Origin of the sequence: Prosthecobacter sp. (assembly GCF_044222565.1) — a bacterium.
Classification (GTDB): Bacteria; Verrucomicrobiota; Verrucomicrobiia; order Verrucomicrobiales; family Verrucomicrobiaceae; genus Prosthecobacter.
Map to the genome: position 1 here is coordinate 185,145 of NZ_JBGANA010000013.1, position 15,319 is coordinate 200,463.

14 protein-coding genes are annotated in these 15,319 nt (G+C 59.8%); 8 read left to right on the top strand and 6 right to left on the bottom strand.

Features of this window, described 5'->3' with window-relative positions; genetic code table 11:
• The first annotated feature begins 2 nt into the window (after positions 1-2).
• Together ACILSR_RS19640 and ACILSR_RS19645 are read left to right on the top strand one after the other, a co-directional pair.
• A complete protein-coding gene (locus ACILSR_RS19640; protein WP_395751502.1) occupies positions 3-1,409 on the top strand; it encodes a DUF1501 domain-containing protein in 1,407 nt (468 codons plus the stop codon).
• A 1-nt stretch (position 1,410) separates the two neighbouring features.
• On the top strand, positions 1,411-2,196 hold the full coding sequence (locus ACILSR_RS19645; protein ID WP_395751503.1) for an alpha/beta hydrolase: 786 nt from the start codon (positions 1,411-1,413) through the stop codon (positions 2,194-2,196).
• 80 nt (positions 2,197-2,276) lie between these two features.
• Here ACILSR_RS19645 and ACILSR_RS19650 read toward each other — a convergent pair whose 3' ends face one another.
• The 3 genes from ACILSR_RS19650 to ACILSR_RS19660 are packed head-to-tail and all read right to left on the bottom strand — an operon-like array spanning position 2,277 to position 5,485.
• On the bottom strand, positions 2,277-2,687 hold the full coding sequence (locus ACILSR_RS19650) for a polysaccharide biosynthesis/export family protein (RefSeq protein WP_395751504.1): 411 nt from the start codon (positions 2,685-2,687) through the stop codon (positions 2,277-2,279).
• 33 nt (positions 2,688-2,720) lie between these two features.
• The gene (locus ACILSR_RS19655; RefSeq protein ID WP_395751505.1) at positions 2,721-4,496 is read right to left on the bottom strand and encodes a hypothetical protein; all 1,776 of its coding nucleotides are present in this window, start codon (positions 4,494-4,496) and stop codon (positions 2,721-2,723) included.
• Between the two features lie 50 nt (positions 4,497-4,546).
• A complete protein-coding gene (locus ACILSR_RS19660) occupies positions 4,547-5,485 on the bottom strand; it encodes a polymer-forming cytoskeletal protein (protein WP_395751506.1) in 939 nt (312 codons plus the stop codon).
• Between the two features lie 189 nt (positions 5,486-5,674).
• On the opposite strand from ACILSR_RS19660, the gene ACILSR_RS19665 reads away from it, so the two are divergent.
• Complete coding sequence (locus tag ACILSR_RS19665; RefSeq protein WP_395751507.1) at positions 5,675-6,880, top strand: homoserine O-acetyltransferase; 1,206 nt, start codon at positions 5,675-5,677, stop codon at positions 6,878-6,880.
• Between the two features lie 53 nt (positions 6,881-6,933).
• Here ACILSR_RS19665 and ACILSR_RS19670 read toward each other — a convergent pair whose 3' ends face one another.
• Together ACILSR_RS19670 and ACILSR_RS19675 are read right to left on the bottom strand one after the other, a co-directional pair.
• Positions 6,934-7,488 carry a hypothetical protein gene (locus ACILSR_RS19670; RefSeq protein WP_395751508.1) on the bottom strand — a complete coding sequence of 185 codons (555 nt, stop codon included), beginning with the start codon at positions 7,486-7,488 and terminating at the stop codon, positions 6,934-6,936.
• Positions 7,489-7,663: 175 nt separating this feature from the next.
• The gene (locus ACILSR_RS19675) at positions 7,664-8,443 is read right to left on the bottom strand and encodes a hypothetical protein (protein WP_395751509.1); all 780 of its coding nucleotides are present in this window, start codon (positions 8,441-8,443) and stop codon (positions 7,664-7,666) included.
• Between the two features lie 137 nt (positions 8,444-8,580).
• Between ACILSR_RS19675 and ACILSR_RS19680 the strand changes: the two genes are divergently transcribed.
• The 5 genes from ACILSR_RS19680 (at position 8,581) to ACILSR_RS19700 (ending at position 13,905) form a co-directional block, all read left to right on the top strand.
• Positions 8,581-9,363 (top strand): MBL fold metallo-hydrolase, encoded by a 783-nt coding sequence (locus tag ACILSR_RS19680; protein WP_395751510.1) that lies wholly within the window; start codon positions 8,581-8,583, stop codon positions 9,361-9,363.
• Position 9,364: 1 nt separating this feature from the next.
• Positions 9,365-10,927, top strand: a complete 1,563-nt coding sequence (locus tag ACILSR_RS19685) for a TIGR03790 family protein (RefSeq protein ID WP_395751511.1) — start codon at positions 9,365-9,367, stop codon at positions 10,925-10,927.
• Positions 10,928-11,016: 89 nt separating this feature from the next.
• Positions 11,017-12,420 carry a PQQ-binding-like beta-propeller repeat protein gene (locus ACILSR_RS19690; protein WP_395751512.1) on the top strand — a complete coding sequence of 468 codons (1,404 nt, stop codon included), beginning with the start codon at positions 11,017-11,019 and terminating at the stop codon, positions 12,418-12,420.
• The gene (locus ACILSR_RS19695; RefSeq protein WP_395751513.1) at positions 12,420-13,073 is read left to right on the top strand and encodes a DUF1080 domain-containing protein; all 654 of its coding nucleotides are present in this window, start codon (positions 12,420-12,422) and stop codon (positions 13,071-13,073) included. The genes ACILSR_RS19690 and ACILSR_RS19695 overlap by 1 nt, the downstream gene beginning before the upstream one ends.
• A gap of 52 nt (positions 13,074-13,125) precedes the next feature.
• Positions 13,126-13,905 carry a cyclic nucleotide-binding domain-containing protein gene (locus tag ACILSR_RS19700; RefSeq protein WP_395751514.1) on the top strand — a complete coding sequence of 260 codons (780 nt, stop codon included), beginning with the start codon at positions 13,126-13,128 and terminating at the stop codon, positions 13,903-13,905.
• On the opposite strand, the gene ACILSR_RS19705 is transcribed toward ACILSR_RS19700, so the two are convergent.
• Entirely contained in the window at positions 13,883-15,283 is a 1,401-nt protein-coding gene (locus ACILSR_RS19705) for an enolase C-terminal domain-like protein (protein WP_395751515.1), read from the bottom strand. The genes ACILSR_RS19700 and ACILSR_RS19705 overlap by 23 nt on opposite strands.
• Positions 15,284-15,319: the final 36 nt, after the last annotated feature.

Sequence of the window (15,319 nt, forward strand, 5' to 3'; positions counted from 1 at the left end):
CCATGCACACACCCGCACCGCTCCATCGTCGCGCCTTTCTCGGCAGGACTTCCCAAGGCCTCGGAGCGGTGGCGCTTGCTTCCCTGCTGCGTCCGGCACAAGCCGCGCCCGTGCGCGGCGTGCTGGGCAGTCTACCTCTTCCGCAGAAGGCCAAGCGCGTGATCTGGCTGACGATGGCAGGCGGCCCTTCGCATTTGGAGACCTTTGATCCCAAGCCGAAGCTGGCCGAAATGGACGGCAAGCCCATGCCGGAGTCCTTCACCAAAGGGCAGCAGCTGGCGCAGCTCCAGGGCAAGCCGCTGAACTGCTTCGGCCCGCAGCATCCCTTTGCCAAATTTGGCAAAAATCAGATCGAGATCTGCTCTCTCTTCCCGCAGATCGGCAGCGTCATTGATGACATCTGCCTGATCCGGTCCATGACCACGGACGCCATCAATCATGATCCGGCGCATATGTTCATGAACACCGGCTCGCAGATTGCCGGACGCCCGAGCATGGGCTCATGGATCACCTACGGCCTGGGCACAGACGCTTCGGACCTGCCCGGCTTTGTTGTGCTGACCTCTCTCGGCAAGGGCGGGCAGAACCAGCCCATCGCCGCACGCCAGTGGAGCAGCGGTTTCCTGCCTTCCAAATATCAGGGCGTTCAGCTTCGCGCTCAGGGCGACCCCGTTTTGTATCTCACGAATCCCGGCGGCATCTCACGCGATCAGCAGGGCCGCGATGTCGCCGCGATCAATGCTCTCAACAAGCAGCGCAGCAGCCTCGTGGACGACCCCGAAATCGCCACGCGCATCGCTCAGTACGAAATGGCCTTTCAGATGCAGGCCAGCGTCCCTGATTTGATGGATGTGAGCAAAGAAGGCGCGAAGGCGCTCGAACTCTATGGCTGCACGCCAGGCGACGGCTCCTTTGCCTCCAACTGCCTTCTCGCACGCCGCCTGGCGGAACGCGGCACCCGCTTCATCCAGCTCTACCACAAAGACTGGGACCACCATGGCGGCGTGAAAGACGGTGTGGCTCTCAAGGCGCAGGAAATCGACCGCGCCTGCATGGCGCTGATCACCGATCTCAAGCAGCGCGGCATGCTGGAGGAGACTCTCATTGTGTGGGCCGGAGAATTTGGCCGCACCCCCATGTCCCAGGGTGGCAGCGGCCGGGACCACCACAACAAGGCCATGTCCGTCTGGCTCGCAGGCGCCGGAATCCAGGGCGGCCTCGTGCATGGAGCCACGGATGATCTCGGCTACGCCGCCGTGGACAAAATAACCACCGTCCACGATCTGCACGCCACCATGCTGCACCAGCTCGGCATTCAGCATGACGCCTTCAGCTTCAAGTTCCAGGGGCTAGACGCACGTCTCAGCGGCGTGGAAGGCGCGAAGGTGATCAAGGACATCCTCGCGTGAAATGAGTTTCCGCACCTTTGAATCCGCCGCCGTAGGCAACGGCATTTATCATGCCACGGTGAAGTCCTCCGCGCTGAGCCATCGCGCCGACATCAGCTTCTATGTGCCGCCCGATGCGAAGGTGGAAAAACTGCCGCTGGTCATTCTTCTGCACGGCGTTTACGGCAGCCACTGGGCGTGGCTGTACAAGGGTGGAGCGCAGGAGGTCATGGACCGTTTGATTCGAGACGAAGGCCTGCCGCCCATGATGCTGGCGATGCCGTCCGATGGCCTGTGGGGCGATGGCTCCGGGTATGTGCAGCATCGCGGTGCTGACTTTGCCCGGTGGATCGTGGATGAGGTGCCTGAGGCTGCGGCGGAGATCGATTCACGCTGCCAAGACGCGCCACGTTTCATCGGAGGCCTGTCCATGGGCGGCTATGGTGCTCTGCGCCTGGGCTTGCTGAGTCCGCAAAAATTTGCCGCCATCAGCGCCCACAGCAGCATCACGGATGCGCCGGCACAGATGGAGGGCTTTGTGGAGGAGCCGCTGGCGAAATATGATCTGACAGACGCGAACCCACTGGCAGTCCTCGATTGTGCAAAGCAGGCGTCACATCTCCCGCACCTGCGCTTTGACTGCGGCTCCGAAGACATCCTGATCGAGTACAACCGCAAGCTGCACCGGGATCTGGAGGCTGCGGGCATCCCGCATGTGTATGAGGAGTTTCCGGGCGGGCACACCTGGGACTACTGGCATGAGCATCTGGCGGATACTTTGCGGTTTTTCAAGGGGTGCCTGTCTTAACGCAGATCAGCAACCGAAGACCGAGATCCAGCTTCGAACGAATTGCGCGGGTTTCATTCCATTTGCCTCTTAAGCCACTATCAAAAGGTGAGGATGATCTCCTCGACAATGATGACATCTCCCGCCCGGATTGCCGGGTCGGGCGTGAGCGTCATGACAGGGCGTTTTTTATCCAGGCTGACGAACAGGCGCTGCATGTAATTCCCAGTACCGCGACGCAGGATGATGCGGCGCTTGTTGGCAAATTGAGCGAAGCCCCCCGCCTGCGCAATGGCCTGGGAGACTTTGATTTCTTTCGAGCCATCCACCGGATAATCCCCCGGTTTCATGACCACGCCCGTCACCCTGTAGGCCTTCTGGTCTTGCAGCCGTTCGATCATCCGTGTCGTCACCTTGGCCTCATGCTCTTCATAGGGGGAGCAGCCCGTAAGGGCAAAGCAGAGAAGGGCTGAAACCAGGACGCTCGCATGCTTGTTCATAGGTCCGGGCATAGACCGGCGATGGCCTTCTGATGTTCAATGCTTCTACTTCTTAATCGTCCTCACTTTGTCCGTATAAAAGACCATCGGCAGACTGAGATGTTCCTTATCCCCCACCGACTGGCCGACGAGTGGGATGGGATTTTTAAAGGGAAATTCGGGACTTGGCGAAAAATCGCGGTCGAAGGCTAGCATGGGGCCGCGGATGATGAGATCACGCCATTCGGAGTAGGGACCGGTGTAGAGGTCAGTGATGTGCTCTACTCTGGCGGAGACGGGAGTCATGACAAAACCGGCCAGCCTCGCTCCGCGCTCTTCGGCCTTTGATTTCATGGGCTCATAATCGCCGCGCTGAGTGCAAAGGTTCACGCTGGGAACATCACCATACCAAGCCACAAAAGCGGGCGAGTCGGAGATGACAAACTCGTTCTTTTCCGTGAGCTGGCGCAGGGCGGAAATGCGGTCGGGCATGTACGGCGGCCAGTGGGGTGGGATCTTGCCGCGCATGGTGAGGCCGAATTTCATCACCACCGGCAGATTCACCGCCATGGGCAGCGCGGTGATGACCAATGCCGCCAGAGGTGCGCCCCAGCGCGCTGTGAATTCCCCGGACACCTGAAAGCGTGACCAGAGCACCACGAGCATGGCCGCACCAAAGGTGGCCATCGCGGGCATGAGCACGATATACAGCGCGTTGTCGTCCTTCACCTTTTCCGGCAAGCCTATGAGCCCCATTCCCACGGCCACGCAGAGGAGGATGACTGCCAGTGTCCAGCGGGCGGAGGCTGCTTCCGGTTTACGGAAGCGGTGCATGGGCGCGAGAAAGAAAAACAGTCCCGGCACGACATAACCCAGATGAGCCACGAGCATTCCCAGCTGATCCTGCCAGCCGAGTCCGACTCGACGGACCAGGTCGTCCACCTGCAGCAGCGGCACGGTCGGGGTGAAATCCCGCAGCAGCAGGTCATGGGCCACGGCCGAAGACTGCGCCTGAAACAGGGCCTTGATGCCTCCCAGCGGATCTCCGCAGAGCTGGGCATTCCACCATCCCCAGGCCGCGAGTGTGAGCACCGGAAACAAAGCCACCAAGATGGCCCCCGCCCTGCCCTTCGGCATAAACACCGCCACTCCGATGATGATGCCCAGCACAATCCATAGCGACAGCCAGTGGGCGAGCACCATCAGGGAGCACACGCCGCCCAGAAAAATCAGCGGCACCAGCACTCCACGATTTTCCGCCGCACGGTTCGCGGCCGACGCATACAATCGAAAGGCCAGTGCAAACAACAGCACCAGTATGCCGCGCGGCGCCCCGCTGACCATCATCTCCCACGCCGGTTCACACACCAGGAGCGCGATGGCGGAGATGGTGGCCACTTGTTCATCAAAGAGCCGCCGCGCCGCACCATGGGTGAAATAAATCGCCAGCAGATACCACGTGACCCCAAAGCATGCGATCACCCGGTCCATGATGAAGACCGCCCCACCGGTGGCCGGATCATAAACCACCCATGGCTTCATGAAGCGAAACGCCACCGACCACAACAATGGCTGCAGGGGCGGCTGCACCGTCTCCGGCATGGCCAGCGGCGTAGGCTTTTTCTGCGCCGCTTCCATCTGCGCCCAGGCATAAGGCTCGATGACATGCGTCTGATACGATCCCGTCCGCGAAATCTGCCGTGCGAGCTGCGCCTGATTCATCCCTTCGGCGCTGCTCAGTCCGCGAAACGTCACAAACACATGCAGCAGCGCCATCACAATGGCGGCGGCATAAAACACCAGTCGAAGCAGAGCGCCGGGGCCGGAGGAGTTGGGAGACATGACCGTTACATGCCACAGCCGGGCCATGCGTGCCAAGAACGATTCACGCCTCACTGATGCGGCTCGAAAACCACCCAGGCGCACTGACGCTGCCCGTCAGCCCCCGCACAGCGCCAGTGCCAGCGCACAGCGGGCTTCACAAACGAGCCCAGATCCCCTTCCAAAATACGGAACTGCCCCAGCAGCTCGCCGCCGTCTCGCACCACGAGGGAGCGTGCGGCCGCCTTGCCGGACAAGGTGCCTCCCTTTTCGAGGATCACCGGGCCTTCGCACACGAAATCGCCCGAGGCATGACCGGAAACCGTGATCGAGCGCGCTTTCACCTCCTGCAGAAACGTCACCTCGCAGCCTGCGGCGATTTCGAGGCTGTCGCATACGACTGCATCGGCTATGAGACCATCCGTATCGATCGTGCGTGAACACAGCGCCAAAGACTCCTGCTCGATGCGCTGCAGTTTCTTCATGCAAATCGGGCATGTGGGCGTGGAAAAGTCTCCCGCGGTGGTGACGACAAACAGAAAATCGCTCTTGTCCCCAGGGAGAGCACGCACTGCGGCATCCAGCGCCACGGCATCCACCGCTTCAATGCGCATTTCCTGGGCTTTGCGCAGAGCCGCCGGACTGAAGCCCGCCGGGGCGATCAGAATGCCCCGTGTATTGCGCGCCGAGCTCATCTCCTGCGCAAAATGCTGCACCGTCTCAGGGGTGGCTCCCCATTCGTTCCATGCGGCTATCTTCACCAGCGCCCGCCGTGCTTTTGAAGACCTGGGCTCTTCGATCATGCCAAAGTGCACCGCTCCATCCTGCATGATTCGCGCTTCCGCCAGTTCGCATCCCGCCGCGGCCGCGATTGCACGCGCCAGATCGGAGAGGCGCGCCCAGTCCAGGCTCGCGATCAATTCCGGAGACCAGCCGGCCAGCCGGTCCACGCCTCCACTCCTCCGCAGGGAGAACCCTGCTTCTTCGAGTGTGACAAATGGATCAAGCATGGCAGGCGGCTGGAGGCTGAAAAATTAAGACACCAGTTTATTGACATCGAACTCCGGTACCAAAGCACATTCACGGAAAGCACCAAGGATATTGATCCCGTCTTTCTGCCACCTCCCCGAAAAACATCTCGTCCGACGGCGAGCAATCCGCCTTGCCGCATCTCCAAAACCCTGTTTCTTCCGCGCCTCATGTCGAAGGCCGTCAAAACAGAAGAAACCAAGTTTTTCCAAACCGGAAGCGCCGAAGAACCGTTCACGTTTGCCTGCGGTGCCCAACTTCCTGAAATCACGGTCGCCTACGAAACCTACGGCAGGCTCAACGCCACCAAATCCAATGCCATCCTGCTGTTTCACGCCCTTTCCGGCAGCCAGCATGCGGCGGGCATTACCCGCGAAGTCCCCGGAACGGACGAACGCTGGACAGATGACATCCACAATGGCTGGTGGGACCTCTTCATCGGTCCGGACAAGGCGCTCGATACAAAACGCTACTTCATCATCTGCGCCAACTACCTCGGCGGCTGCTACGGCAGCAGCGGCCCGGCCTCGATCAACCCCGCCACCGGCAAACCCTACGGCAGCGCCTTCCCCGAGGTGCGCACGAGCGATGTGGTGAAATCACAGCTGGCACTGCTGGACAGCCTCGGCATCAAGCAGCTTCATGCCGTCATGGGCGCGTCCGTAGGCGGCCTGCTGGCGATCAATCTTGCAACCCTTCACCCTGAGCGCACCCGGCTGGTCGTTCCCATCGCCAGCGGCTGCCGTACCACCGTGCTCACGCGCCTCACGCTGTTTGAGCAGGTCCTTGCGATCGAAAACGACCCCCATTTCAAAGGCGGCGATTTTTATGAAGGCAATGCGCCCGAATATGGCCTCGCCCTCGCCCGCATGATCAGCCACAAAACCTTCGTCCACCTTGATGCCATTGAGCGCCGAGCACGGCAGGATGTGAAATCCGGCGGCGCTTCGCTCTCGTGGTACCGCGTGCAGCACAACGTGGAGAGCTACATGCTCCACCAAGGCAAAAAATTTGTGAAGCGCTTCGATGCCAACACCTACCTGCGCATCGCCGACATGTGGCTGCGCTACGATCCGCTGGGAGACGCAGGAGTGGACAACTATGCCGATCTCTTCGCCCGCAGCGCTGCCGCCGGGCAGCACTACCTGGTCTTCAGCATCGACAGTGATTTCTGCTTCTACCCGGAGGAGCAGGCGGAACTCGTCAGCCATCTGGAAAAAGCCGAGGTGTCCAACATGCACATCACCGTCCATTCAGACAAAGGCCACGACTCTTTCCTCCTGGAGCCGCAGCTCTACACGCCGCATCTCTCTTTCACCCTCGATGGTCGCTGGAACAAAGGTTCAGTGGACCGTCCGGTGCCGGAAGTAGAGTGAGAATACGAGCGCACCCGGCGGGCCGATCTTGAGTTTCGCGATACTGGTGCGGGTCAATCTTCCAGCGATCTGGCCTGCGCCGCTTGCTCGCTATCCAGCCTTTCATCCAGCCGGGACAATTCACGATTGCGGATTACCCCCAGCAAGCGGTCAAGCTCCTGCTCAGCCAACGTCTCCTCGACTTGATCTGAGATTGTCATATCTTTGCCACTGCCCGGGCGGTCCTCCGCTTTGAGATAGGTCACAAACGCCGCCCCTTTTTGCCGCTCCCTTTCTTTGATGATCTCCAGCGCTCTGCTTGCTACGGCATCGCTGATCTTCCACCGGGCAAACAGCCCGCGGTATCTTGGTTCGCGAATTTGGAAGGCGGCCTCATCAATCTCCCGCTGCAATTCAGCGGAAGCCATGCTCGCCAGAGAAGCGTTGACCTGCCGGCGCCTTTCTTTCTCTGCCTCATCCACTTCAAAAACACCAGCATCAGTCGTCACAACTTCACGGCCCACAACCGCCTCCTCGCCTCCACGCGCCGGCTGCTGTCCTCCCCGCCAAAGATAGACGAAGGCTGCTGCAACCATGGGAACGAGGACAGGCAGATATCGAGTGTTCATGGGAAGGCTGGATTTATAGTGCCGGCAAAAGAGGCATTCGTTCACCTGAATCGCCCACGCTTCCTTGCCCGGCTTGTCATTTGGCTCAGGCTGCTGGGGCGGTTGTTGGATGAGTGGCTGCTCGAACAAAGACTCGGTGGACCGGCAGGCACCGGAGGTGGAGTGAGCGGCCGGTTCATACGTGCACCACCTGCTGAGAATCCGCAGACGGACCGGTCTCCTGTTGTGCCAAGGCCTCGTACGTGCAGTAGAGGCAGACCGTGCCATAGGCAAAAAAGATATCAAAAGCAACGCTCGTGGCGGCATCTGCAAGCCAGTGATCAGGAATAATTTCGAAGGCTGCCAGGGCAATGAGAGCCGCCATGGGAATGCAGATAATCAACGTGAGGAGCAGCAGGATGCCCGTCACCCACCAGTAACGGCCACGGAGAAGGACCTCGCTGCGCCTCATGGCGGCAGCGCCAGAAATCCGCTCACTAACGGTAACGCTGTCCACCAGCACCAGCCTCGGATACCAGTAGAAAAAAGGCACCACCAGGATCAGCAGCGCCATGGAGAGAACGAGGTTGGTGAGCAACCTCGTCCACCACATTCTCGGCCAGTTTCGGAAGCCTGCGGCAAGTGCCTGGCCAATGCCTGCCGGCGTTTCTGAGCGGTGCCGCAGCGCCACATGAATCACCCCCGCGGTGGCGATGATGCCAAAGAGGTTGTCGAGAAACATGCTAAACTTGAAGGATCTTTTAAGCTCATCCTCTCCAAAGACAAAGGCGTCCATATAGCTGCTGAGCAGCTCACAGGGAATCCAGACCAGCAGCACTGTGCACGCAATGACCACGAACCGTTCGCAGAAAATATGCCACGCCTTGAACATGATGGCCCCAATGCGGAGAGGATCTTGATGAAAGCTCGCCACTTCGGCGGCGGGCGGTGCGTAAGGATTGATTGATTCACTCATGGGAAAAGCAAAGTCTGGCTGACCAAACGCGGCAAAGTCGAAGAAAATGCCGCTTCAAGCGCAAAGAGTCTGATCTAACCCTGTGAAAGTTTCAAATCGTGGCTATCACTCTTACAGTTCCCATCATCCCTCGTTCCATGTCCATGCAGCTCACCTTTCTCGGCACCGGTACGTCCGTCGGCATTCCGGTGATTGGCTGTGACTGCGCGGTGTGCCGCAGCACGGACCCCAGGGACAAGCGGCTGCGCAGTTCCGTGTACATCCGCACGCCGGAGGCGGCCTGGGTAGTGGACACGGGGCCGGATTTTCGCATGCAGTGCCTGCGTGAAAACATCCGCAGTCTGGACGCGGCCATCTTCACGCATCCACACATGGACCATCTCACCGGTTTTGATGATCTGCGCCGGTTCACCACCGAGGCCGATCATTTCCTCCCCGTCTATGGTACGCCGGAGTGCCTGTCTGTGCTGGAGCGCATGTTCCTTTACGCCTTCAATGGGGAGAACCGCTACCGCGGTTATTTGAAGCCTTTTCCAAAACCGGTCCACGGCCCCTTTCATATTGGCGAGACCACTATCACCCCCCTTCCCGTTTTGCACGGGAAGGTGCACACGATTGGTTACCTGTTTGAACGTGGTGGAAAAAAACTCTGCGCCTATATCCCAGACTGCAAGACCTTGGAACCCGAGGCTCAGGAACTGCTGCGCGGAGTGGACACACTCATCATCGACGCCCTGCGTCATACACCGCACCCCACGCACATGAGCTTTGAAGAAAGCCTGGCCGTGCACCGCGAGTTCCAGCCACGACAGACGTGGTTTACCCACATCCAATGTGAGATCATGCATGCCGTGGAAGAGCCGAAGCTGCCGCCCGGCGTGAACATCGCGTACGACGGCCTCAAACTGGAATGGTCCTGAAATGACTCTGTTCCTTCGTCATTGCTGCATCTTCTTTCTTGCGCTCACGCCTGCCATCCAGGCCCAGCACCTCTCTGAATGGGACGCAGGCTCTGAAACGGCCGTCATTTTCAATCCCGACTTTCCCGGCTCTGCGGAGCTGGCCGCCTATTACGCGACCAGACGACACATCCCCAAGGAGCGCGTCATCGGCCTGCGCTGCTCAAAGGAAGACTCCATTTCACGCGGTGAATTCGAAGCCCAGTTGCGCGGCCCGCTGCTTCAGCTTTTTGAGTCCAGGCACTGGTGGTCGGCAGATTCGCCTCTTCCAGACAAAGCCCGGAAAGGCAGCGGCACTGCTGCACCCATGGCTCCGTTCAGCAAGGTCCGCGTTCTGGTGCTCATGCGCGGCCTCCCGTTTCAAATCCGTCGTGCGGCACAGAAGCCGAAACAGTCCCAGGAGGATGAAGCCAGCGTCGATTCCGAACTGACTGCACTCGGCCTGACCAGCCCGCCAATCCAGGGCGGCCTGCGCAATCCCTATTTTGAGCAGGCGTCACGCTTCCCCCATGCTCAAAACACGGCCGGTTTGCTGATCGTCGGCAGGCTGGATGGCCCGGATGACTCCACGGTCCGGCGTATGATCGATGATGCGATCTCGGCGGAAGAGACCGGACTGCTGGGCCGGGCGGTCATTGATCTCGCGCAAAAATCGGGGGTCTATCAGGACGGCGAAGAATGGCTCACGAGCAGCGCAGAATCCTTCCGCCGGGCAGGCATTCCTGTGTACATCGACCGTTCCGCGGAAGTGCTGCGCGAGGCATGGCCCCTGCCAGACACGATTCTCTACTTTGGCTGGTACACGGATCACATTACGGGCGCGCTCGCTTCGCCATCATTCAGGTTCAAAACCGGCGCCATCGCCTGCCACCTGCATTCCTTCAGCGCCAGCAGCCTTCGCTCCACGGATAAATTTTGGGCCGGCCCCCTGCTCTCTCATGGCGCGGCGGTGACCTTTGGCAATGTGCACGAGCCTTATCTCGCCCTCACAATGCATTTCGACATTTTTAACAAACGCCTTCTCGAAGGCTTCACCGTAGGAGAGGCCGCGTGGAATGCCACGCCTGCACTGTCATGGATGAATGTCGTTCTTGGAGATCCCCTGTATCGCCCGTTTGGCAGGGGAATCGGCACAAAGCTTGGTGAAGGCCCCGACCGTGACTATGCACTCTACCAGGGCATGGTGCTGCGTCTGGCAGGTGAGCCGGACGGACACATCAAATCCGCGCTCACGGAATTCGCCGAGAAGCGCCAGAGGCCGCGCCTCCTGGAACTCACCGCGCTGCTTGCCTCTCTTCAATCCAAGCTTCCGCAGGCCCTGGACCTGCTCGAACATGCAGAATCCACCACCCAGGATTCTGCCGAACTGCTGCGCCTCCGGCTCTACCGTGCCGAAATGCTCCGGCGCGGCGAGAAGGCGGACGCCGCGCGCTCGCTGCTGCGAGACGTTCTGAAAGACGACCACTTTAAGGAGCAGCCCGCCCGCGCAGCAGCCGAGTCCCTGCTCAAGGACATGGGCGGCTGAAAAAAGTCTCTCGTCGAAAATGGGCAGTCTGTGCTAAAAGCATGGCCCACTCGTCCGTTAAGATCACTCCACCTGTTTCCACCCAATTTATGAAGATCATCTCCACCGCCTTGTTATCACTTTGTCTGACTGTTGCGGCCAGTGCTGAAATCCGCGTCTGGAAAGATGCCTCCGGCACCCACGAGATCAAAGCCGAGCTCGTCAGCGTAGCCGGCGGGAAGGTCACCCTGAAGCGTGAAAACGGCACGATCCTCACTCTGGCGGTCACCGCCCTGAGCAAGGCCGACCAGGCGCTTCTGGCCGGAGGCTCCAGTGGCGGGGCGCCGGGAGACTGGCCGCAATGGCGTGGCCCGGCACGTGACGATGTCTCAAAAGAAACCGGCCTGCTCAAAAAATGGCCGGCTGACGGTCCTAAGCGTGTGTGGGTGAATGAAGAGGCCGGCCTTGGCTATTCGGGTTTCTCCGTCGTGGGTGGCAAGTTGTACACCATGGGTCTTTACGATGCGGAGGAGAAGCTCATCTGCATCGACACTGCCACAGGCAAGAAACTATGGGAGACTCCCGTGGGAGCGATTTTGAAGAACAAGTGGGGAGACGGCCCCCGCGCCACACCCACCGTTGCCAACGGCATGGTGTATGCCACCGGAGGCAATGGCGACGTCGTCTGCGCGGATGCAGCGACTGGCAAGATGGTCTGGACCAAAAGCCTGATCAAAGACCTCGGCGGCAAGCTTCAGGGCTGGGGCTACACGGAATCCCCGCTCGTGGATGGCGACCTCGTCATTGTCACTCCCGGAGGCAGCAAGGGCGCTGTGGCAGCACTGGAGGCCAAAACCGGCAAAGTCCTGTGGCAGACAACGGATGTGACTGAAAACGCCCAGTACTCCTCTGTCATACCCATCACCGAGGGCGGAGAACGCGAGTATGTGCAGCTGCTCATGAACAGCATCCTCGGAGTCTCCAAATCCGGCAAGGTGCTCTGGAAGACCGAATTCCCCGGCAAGACCGCCGTCATCCCGACCCCCATCTACAGCAACGGGCAGGTGTATGTGGCAGCCGGTTACGGCGTCGGTTGCAAATCGGTTAAGATCGACGGCGGCAATGTCACCGAGTTGTATTCCAACACCAACATGGTCAATCACCATGGCGGCGTTATCCTCATTGACGGACTGCTTTACGGACACTCAGACAAGGGCGGCTGGACCTGCCAGGACTTTAAGACCGGAGACATCGTCTGGCAGGACAAAGGCATTGGCAAAGGCGCGGTCACCAGCGCGGATGGCATGCTCTATTGCCAGGCGGAAAACGACGGCACGATCGCCCTTGTGGAGGTCTCCAAAAGCGGTTGGAAACTCGTCAGCAGCTTCAAGCTGGCCGCTCAAAGCTCCCAGCGCTCCCGCGACGGCAAGATCTGGACACACCCCGTCATCAGCAATGGCAAGCTTTACCTGCGTGACCAGGAGTTCATCTCCTGCTACGACGTGAAGGGTTGATGAAGAGCGTCCTCAATGATTTCGGAGGCAGGGCCGCGTGGCTCTGCCTCTTTTTTATGCTCGCCCAGTGCGGGCCTGCAAGGCGGAGCGAATGGAGGCTGCTTTCGGACGAGTTCCTCCCAGCCTGGAAAGCCGCGCACATCCCTGACGAAGGGAAGGTCACCATTGAGGAAGGCGAGATCAAACTCGAAACTGGCAGACCGATGACGGGCGCACGGTTGGAGCTTTCTAAATGGAAAGAAGCCGAAATGCCTGCCACACGTTACTCCATCGAGTACGAGGCCATGCGGGTGGAGGGAAATGACTTCTTTGGCACTGTGACATTCCCGGTGAACGAGTCGCATGTCTCTCTAGTTGTCGGCGGCTGGGGTGGCACTCTTGTTGGCATTTCCAGCATCGATGAAATGGACGCCAGCGAGAACAACACCCGCGGCAACGCCCGGTTTGAAAACAACCGCTGGCACCTCGTCCGCATCGAAGTGCGCGATGACGACCTGCGGGCTTGGATCAATGGCAGGCTCTTCGTCAACACCAGCACCAAAGGCCACAAACTCGGACTGCGTGATGGTGAGATCGAAAAATGCACCCCTTTTGGTTTTACCAGCTACGATTCGCGGGCACGCATCCGCAATGTGGTTCTGCGGCGGCTCTAAACTCGACGACCTAAGACTTGACCCCTGGGGGGCCTCCCCATATTCTCCACCCATGGCAACCGAGCATTTTCAACGTGGACAGGTCATTTTCCGTGAAGGCGACAAGTCGAAGGAGGCATACTTCATCGTCAACGGCATGGTCGAGATTTCCATCAACACCTCCCACGGCGTCCAGTCCCTCGCTCAGATCGGTCCTGGAGAAATCTTTGGAGAGATGGGCATGATCATGGACCGTCCGCGCTCAGCCACGGCTGCGGCAATGGAAAACACCACGCTGGAAACCATTGCGGAGGAGGATTTTGAGCAGCAGATCATCCAAAGGCCGGAGCGTCTGCACGTCTATCTTGCGACGCTGTTTGAGCGCATCCGTAAGACTGATCTGCTTCTGACCACGACCACCAACGCCACCGTCCCGCTGGTTTCCAAACCCAAGCCCGCCAAGGAGCCGGTGTTCCGCGTGAAGATCCGCTCGCACTACGAAGAAACCGGGCTGGACCATCCACGGGTGGAAAAGACCATCACCAAGCTGCCCTTCCGCATCGGCCGCACCTACTTTGACACCGCGGTGTCTTCGCTCGCCCGCAACGATCTTTCCATCGAGGAACCGCATCCCTACCAGCTCTCACGCAATCACTGTGAGATCGACTTCGAGCATGGCCATTTCATCCTGCGGGACCGTGGCAGCAAGCTCGGCTCATGGGTCAATGGTGAGCATGTGTCCGTGGATGCAGGCTGCATCACCTCTCCGCTGAAAACCGGCGAAAACAAAATCATCCTCGGCAACGGCGACAGCCCGCACCGCTATACCCTCACGATTGAGGAGCTGCAGTAAGAGCGCGCTTCACTTCATCCGCACGATAGCCAAAGCCGGGACCGCTGAGGGTGCTCAGGTCCACAATTCCGTTGCGGCGCTGGAAGAGGCCGGGATGAATCTCCGCTTCTGGCAGTGAGGCATCGGGATAGAACTGCATGGCGTTGCATTCCACGCCCTGAATGGTGCCGGCATGGGCGGCAAGGCGCACATGAGGGATCATGGCGAGCATGGGATTGGTCAGATCCTGCACCATGAGGGGCATGCCGTGGGCTTTGGCCCAGCATAGACTTAGCAGTGCGCCAGTTTGCGTTTTGCAGGTCTTCAAGGCCACGCCGGACCAGCCGAGACGGCGGCCCAGGCGCACGAACTCCCAGTCGTGCGCGCTCTCATCCAGGAACAGCGGTTTGCGTGCTGAAACGCTGCGCACGTCGATCTGATGCGCTTCCAGATCGTACGGGAAGGGCTGCTCGACGTAGAGGGTGCGCGCATAGATTTCCGGTTCGTCGCGCAGCAGCTTGTCGAGGATGTCGTTCACGTAGCCAGGCTCTTTGACGGTGCAGTTAAAGTCCGCGCTGAGCCACTTCACGCCATTGGCAAAGCCGATTCTTCCAATCCGCTGCATGCGCTCAAAGTCCCAAGCAGCATCGGTTCCGCGCAGCTTGACCTTGAGACACTTCAGGCCGTCGCGCTTGATCCAGTCTGCCAGCAGCAGGGGGTGTTCGTCCTTGGGCTCTGTGCCGTTCAGATCAGAAGCTTCAAGCGCATCCACACCACCGACGAGATGCCAGACCGGCAGTTGTTTCGGCGCGTCCATCACCAGGTAATCCTGCGGATAGCGTCCTTTGAAATCGATGCCGCTGCCTTCTTCCGGCGTGATGAAGGCGGAGAGATCGCGGTTCATGAATTCCGCGTTGTAGGTGGAGTAGATGTCCAGGTTGTGCAGCACTCCAAAGGCGTCATGCACGGCGATGTCGAAGGCGCTGAAGGCCACGAGCGAGCCCAGGTAGGGCATGGCATCGCCGCCTGCCGCTGCATTCGCCTCCTTCAAGGTCGCCGCCAGCGGGCCGTGCATGAAGTCGGCGCCGATCTCCATCGGATGCCCGGTGAAGCCGCTTTCCACGAGGCGCTTGGCCAGCAAAGTGGAAAAGTCCTGCATGCGCTGAGCACGTACCGCCACGCTCAGACTGCTGGGCCAGACCCATGAGACGCTGAGCGGCGTCTCGCCCCAGCCCTGTGCGGATTTGCCACCCCGGTCTTCCACCGTCACATGCACCCGCAGGCAGACGGCGCTGGTCACCGTTTCCGGGCCAAACTTCAGCGGCACGCGCATCGTCACGGGGAGGAAATAAACTTCTGCGGCGGTGACACGGACATCGGTGGGCTTGGTGGTGGGCATGGGCTCAAAATGAAGCGCAGTGGCAGGCTCGCAAAG

What these genes read in the sequence shown, in the direction of transcription:
- ACILSR_RS19640 (WP_395751502.1), top strand. Translation starts at nt 3, where the DNA reads ATGCACACACCCGCACCGCTCCATCGTCGCGCCTTTCTCGGCAGGACT.
- ACILSR_RS19645 (WP_395751503.1), top strand. Translation starts at nt 1,411, where the DNA reads ATGAGTTTCCGCACCTTTGAATCCGCCGCCGTAGGCAACGGCATTTAT.
- ACILSR_RS19665 (WP_395751507.1), top strand. Translation starts at nt 5,675, where the DNA reads ATGTCGAAGGCCGTCAAAACAGAAGAAACCAAGTTTTTCCAAACCGGA.
- ACILSR_RS19650 (WP_395751504.1), bottom strand. Translation starts at nt 2,687, where the DNA reads ATGCCCGGACCTATGAACAAGCATGCGAGCGTCCTGGTTTCAGCCCTT.
- ACILSR_RS19655 (WP_395751505.1), bottom strand. Translation starts at nt 4,496, where the DNA reads ATGTCTCCCAACTCCTCCGGCCCCGGCGCTCTGCTTCGACTGGTGTTT.
- ACILSR_RS19690 (WP_395751512.1), top strand. Translation starts at nt 11,017, where the DNA reads ATGAAGATCATCTCCACCGCCTTGTTATCACTTTGTCTGACTGTTGCG.
- ACILSR_RS19680 (WP_395751510.1), top strand. Translation starts at nt 8,581, where the DNA reads ATGTCCATGCAGCTCACCTTTCTCGGCACCGGTACGTCCGTCGGCATT.
- ACILSR_RS19685 (WP_395751511.1), top strand. Translation starts at nt 9,365, where the DNA reads ATGACTCTGTTCCTTCGTCATTGCTGCATCTTCTTTCTTGCGCTCACG.
- ACILSR_RS19700 (WP_395751514.1), top strand. Translation starts at nt 13,126, where the DNA reads ATGGCAACCGAGCATTTTCAACGTGGACAGGTCATTTTCCGTGAAGGC.
- ACILSR_RS19705 (WP_395751515.1), bottom strand. Translation starts at nt 15,283, where the DNA reads ATGCCCACCACCAAGCCCACCGATGTCCGTGTCACCGCCGCAGAAGTT.
- ACILSR_RS19675 (WP_395751509.1), bottom strand. Translation starts at nt 8,443, where the DNA reads ATGAGTGAATCAATCAATCCTTACGCACCGCCCGCCGCCGAAGTGGCG.
- ACILSR_RS19660 (WP_395751506.1), bottom strand. Translation starts at nt 5,485, where the DNA reads ATGCTTGATCCATTTGTCACACTCGAAGAAGCAGGGTTCTCCCTGCGG.
- ACILSR_RS19670 (WP_395751508.1), bottom strand. Translation starts at nt 7,488, where the DNA reads ATGAACACTCGATATCTGCCTGTCCTCGTTCCCATGGTTGCAGCAGCC.
- ACILSR_RS19695 (WP_395751513.1), top strand. Translation starts at nt 12,420, where the DNA reads ATGAAGAGCGTCCTCAATGATTTCGGAGGCAGGGCCGCGTGGCTCTGC.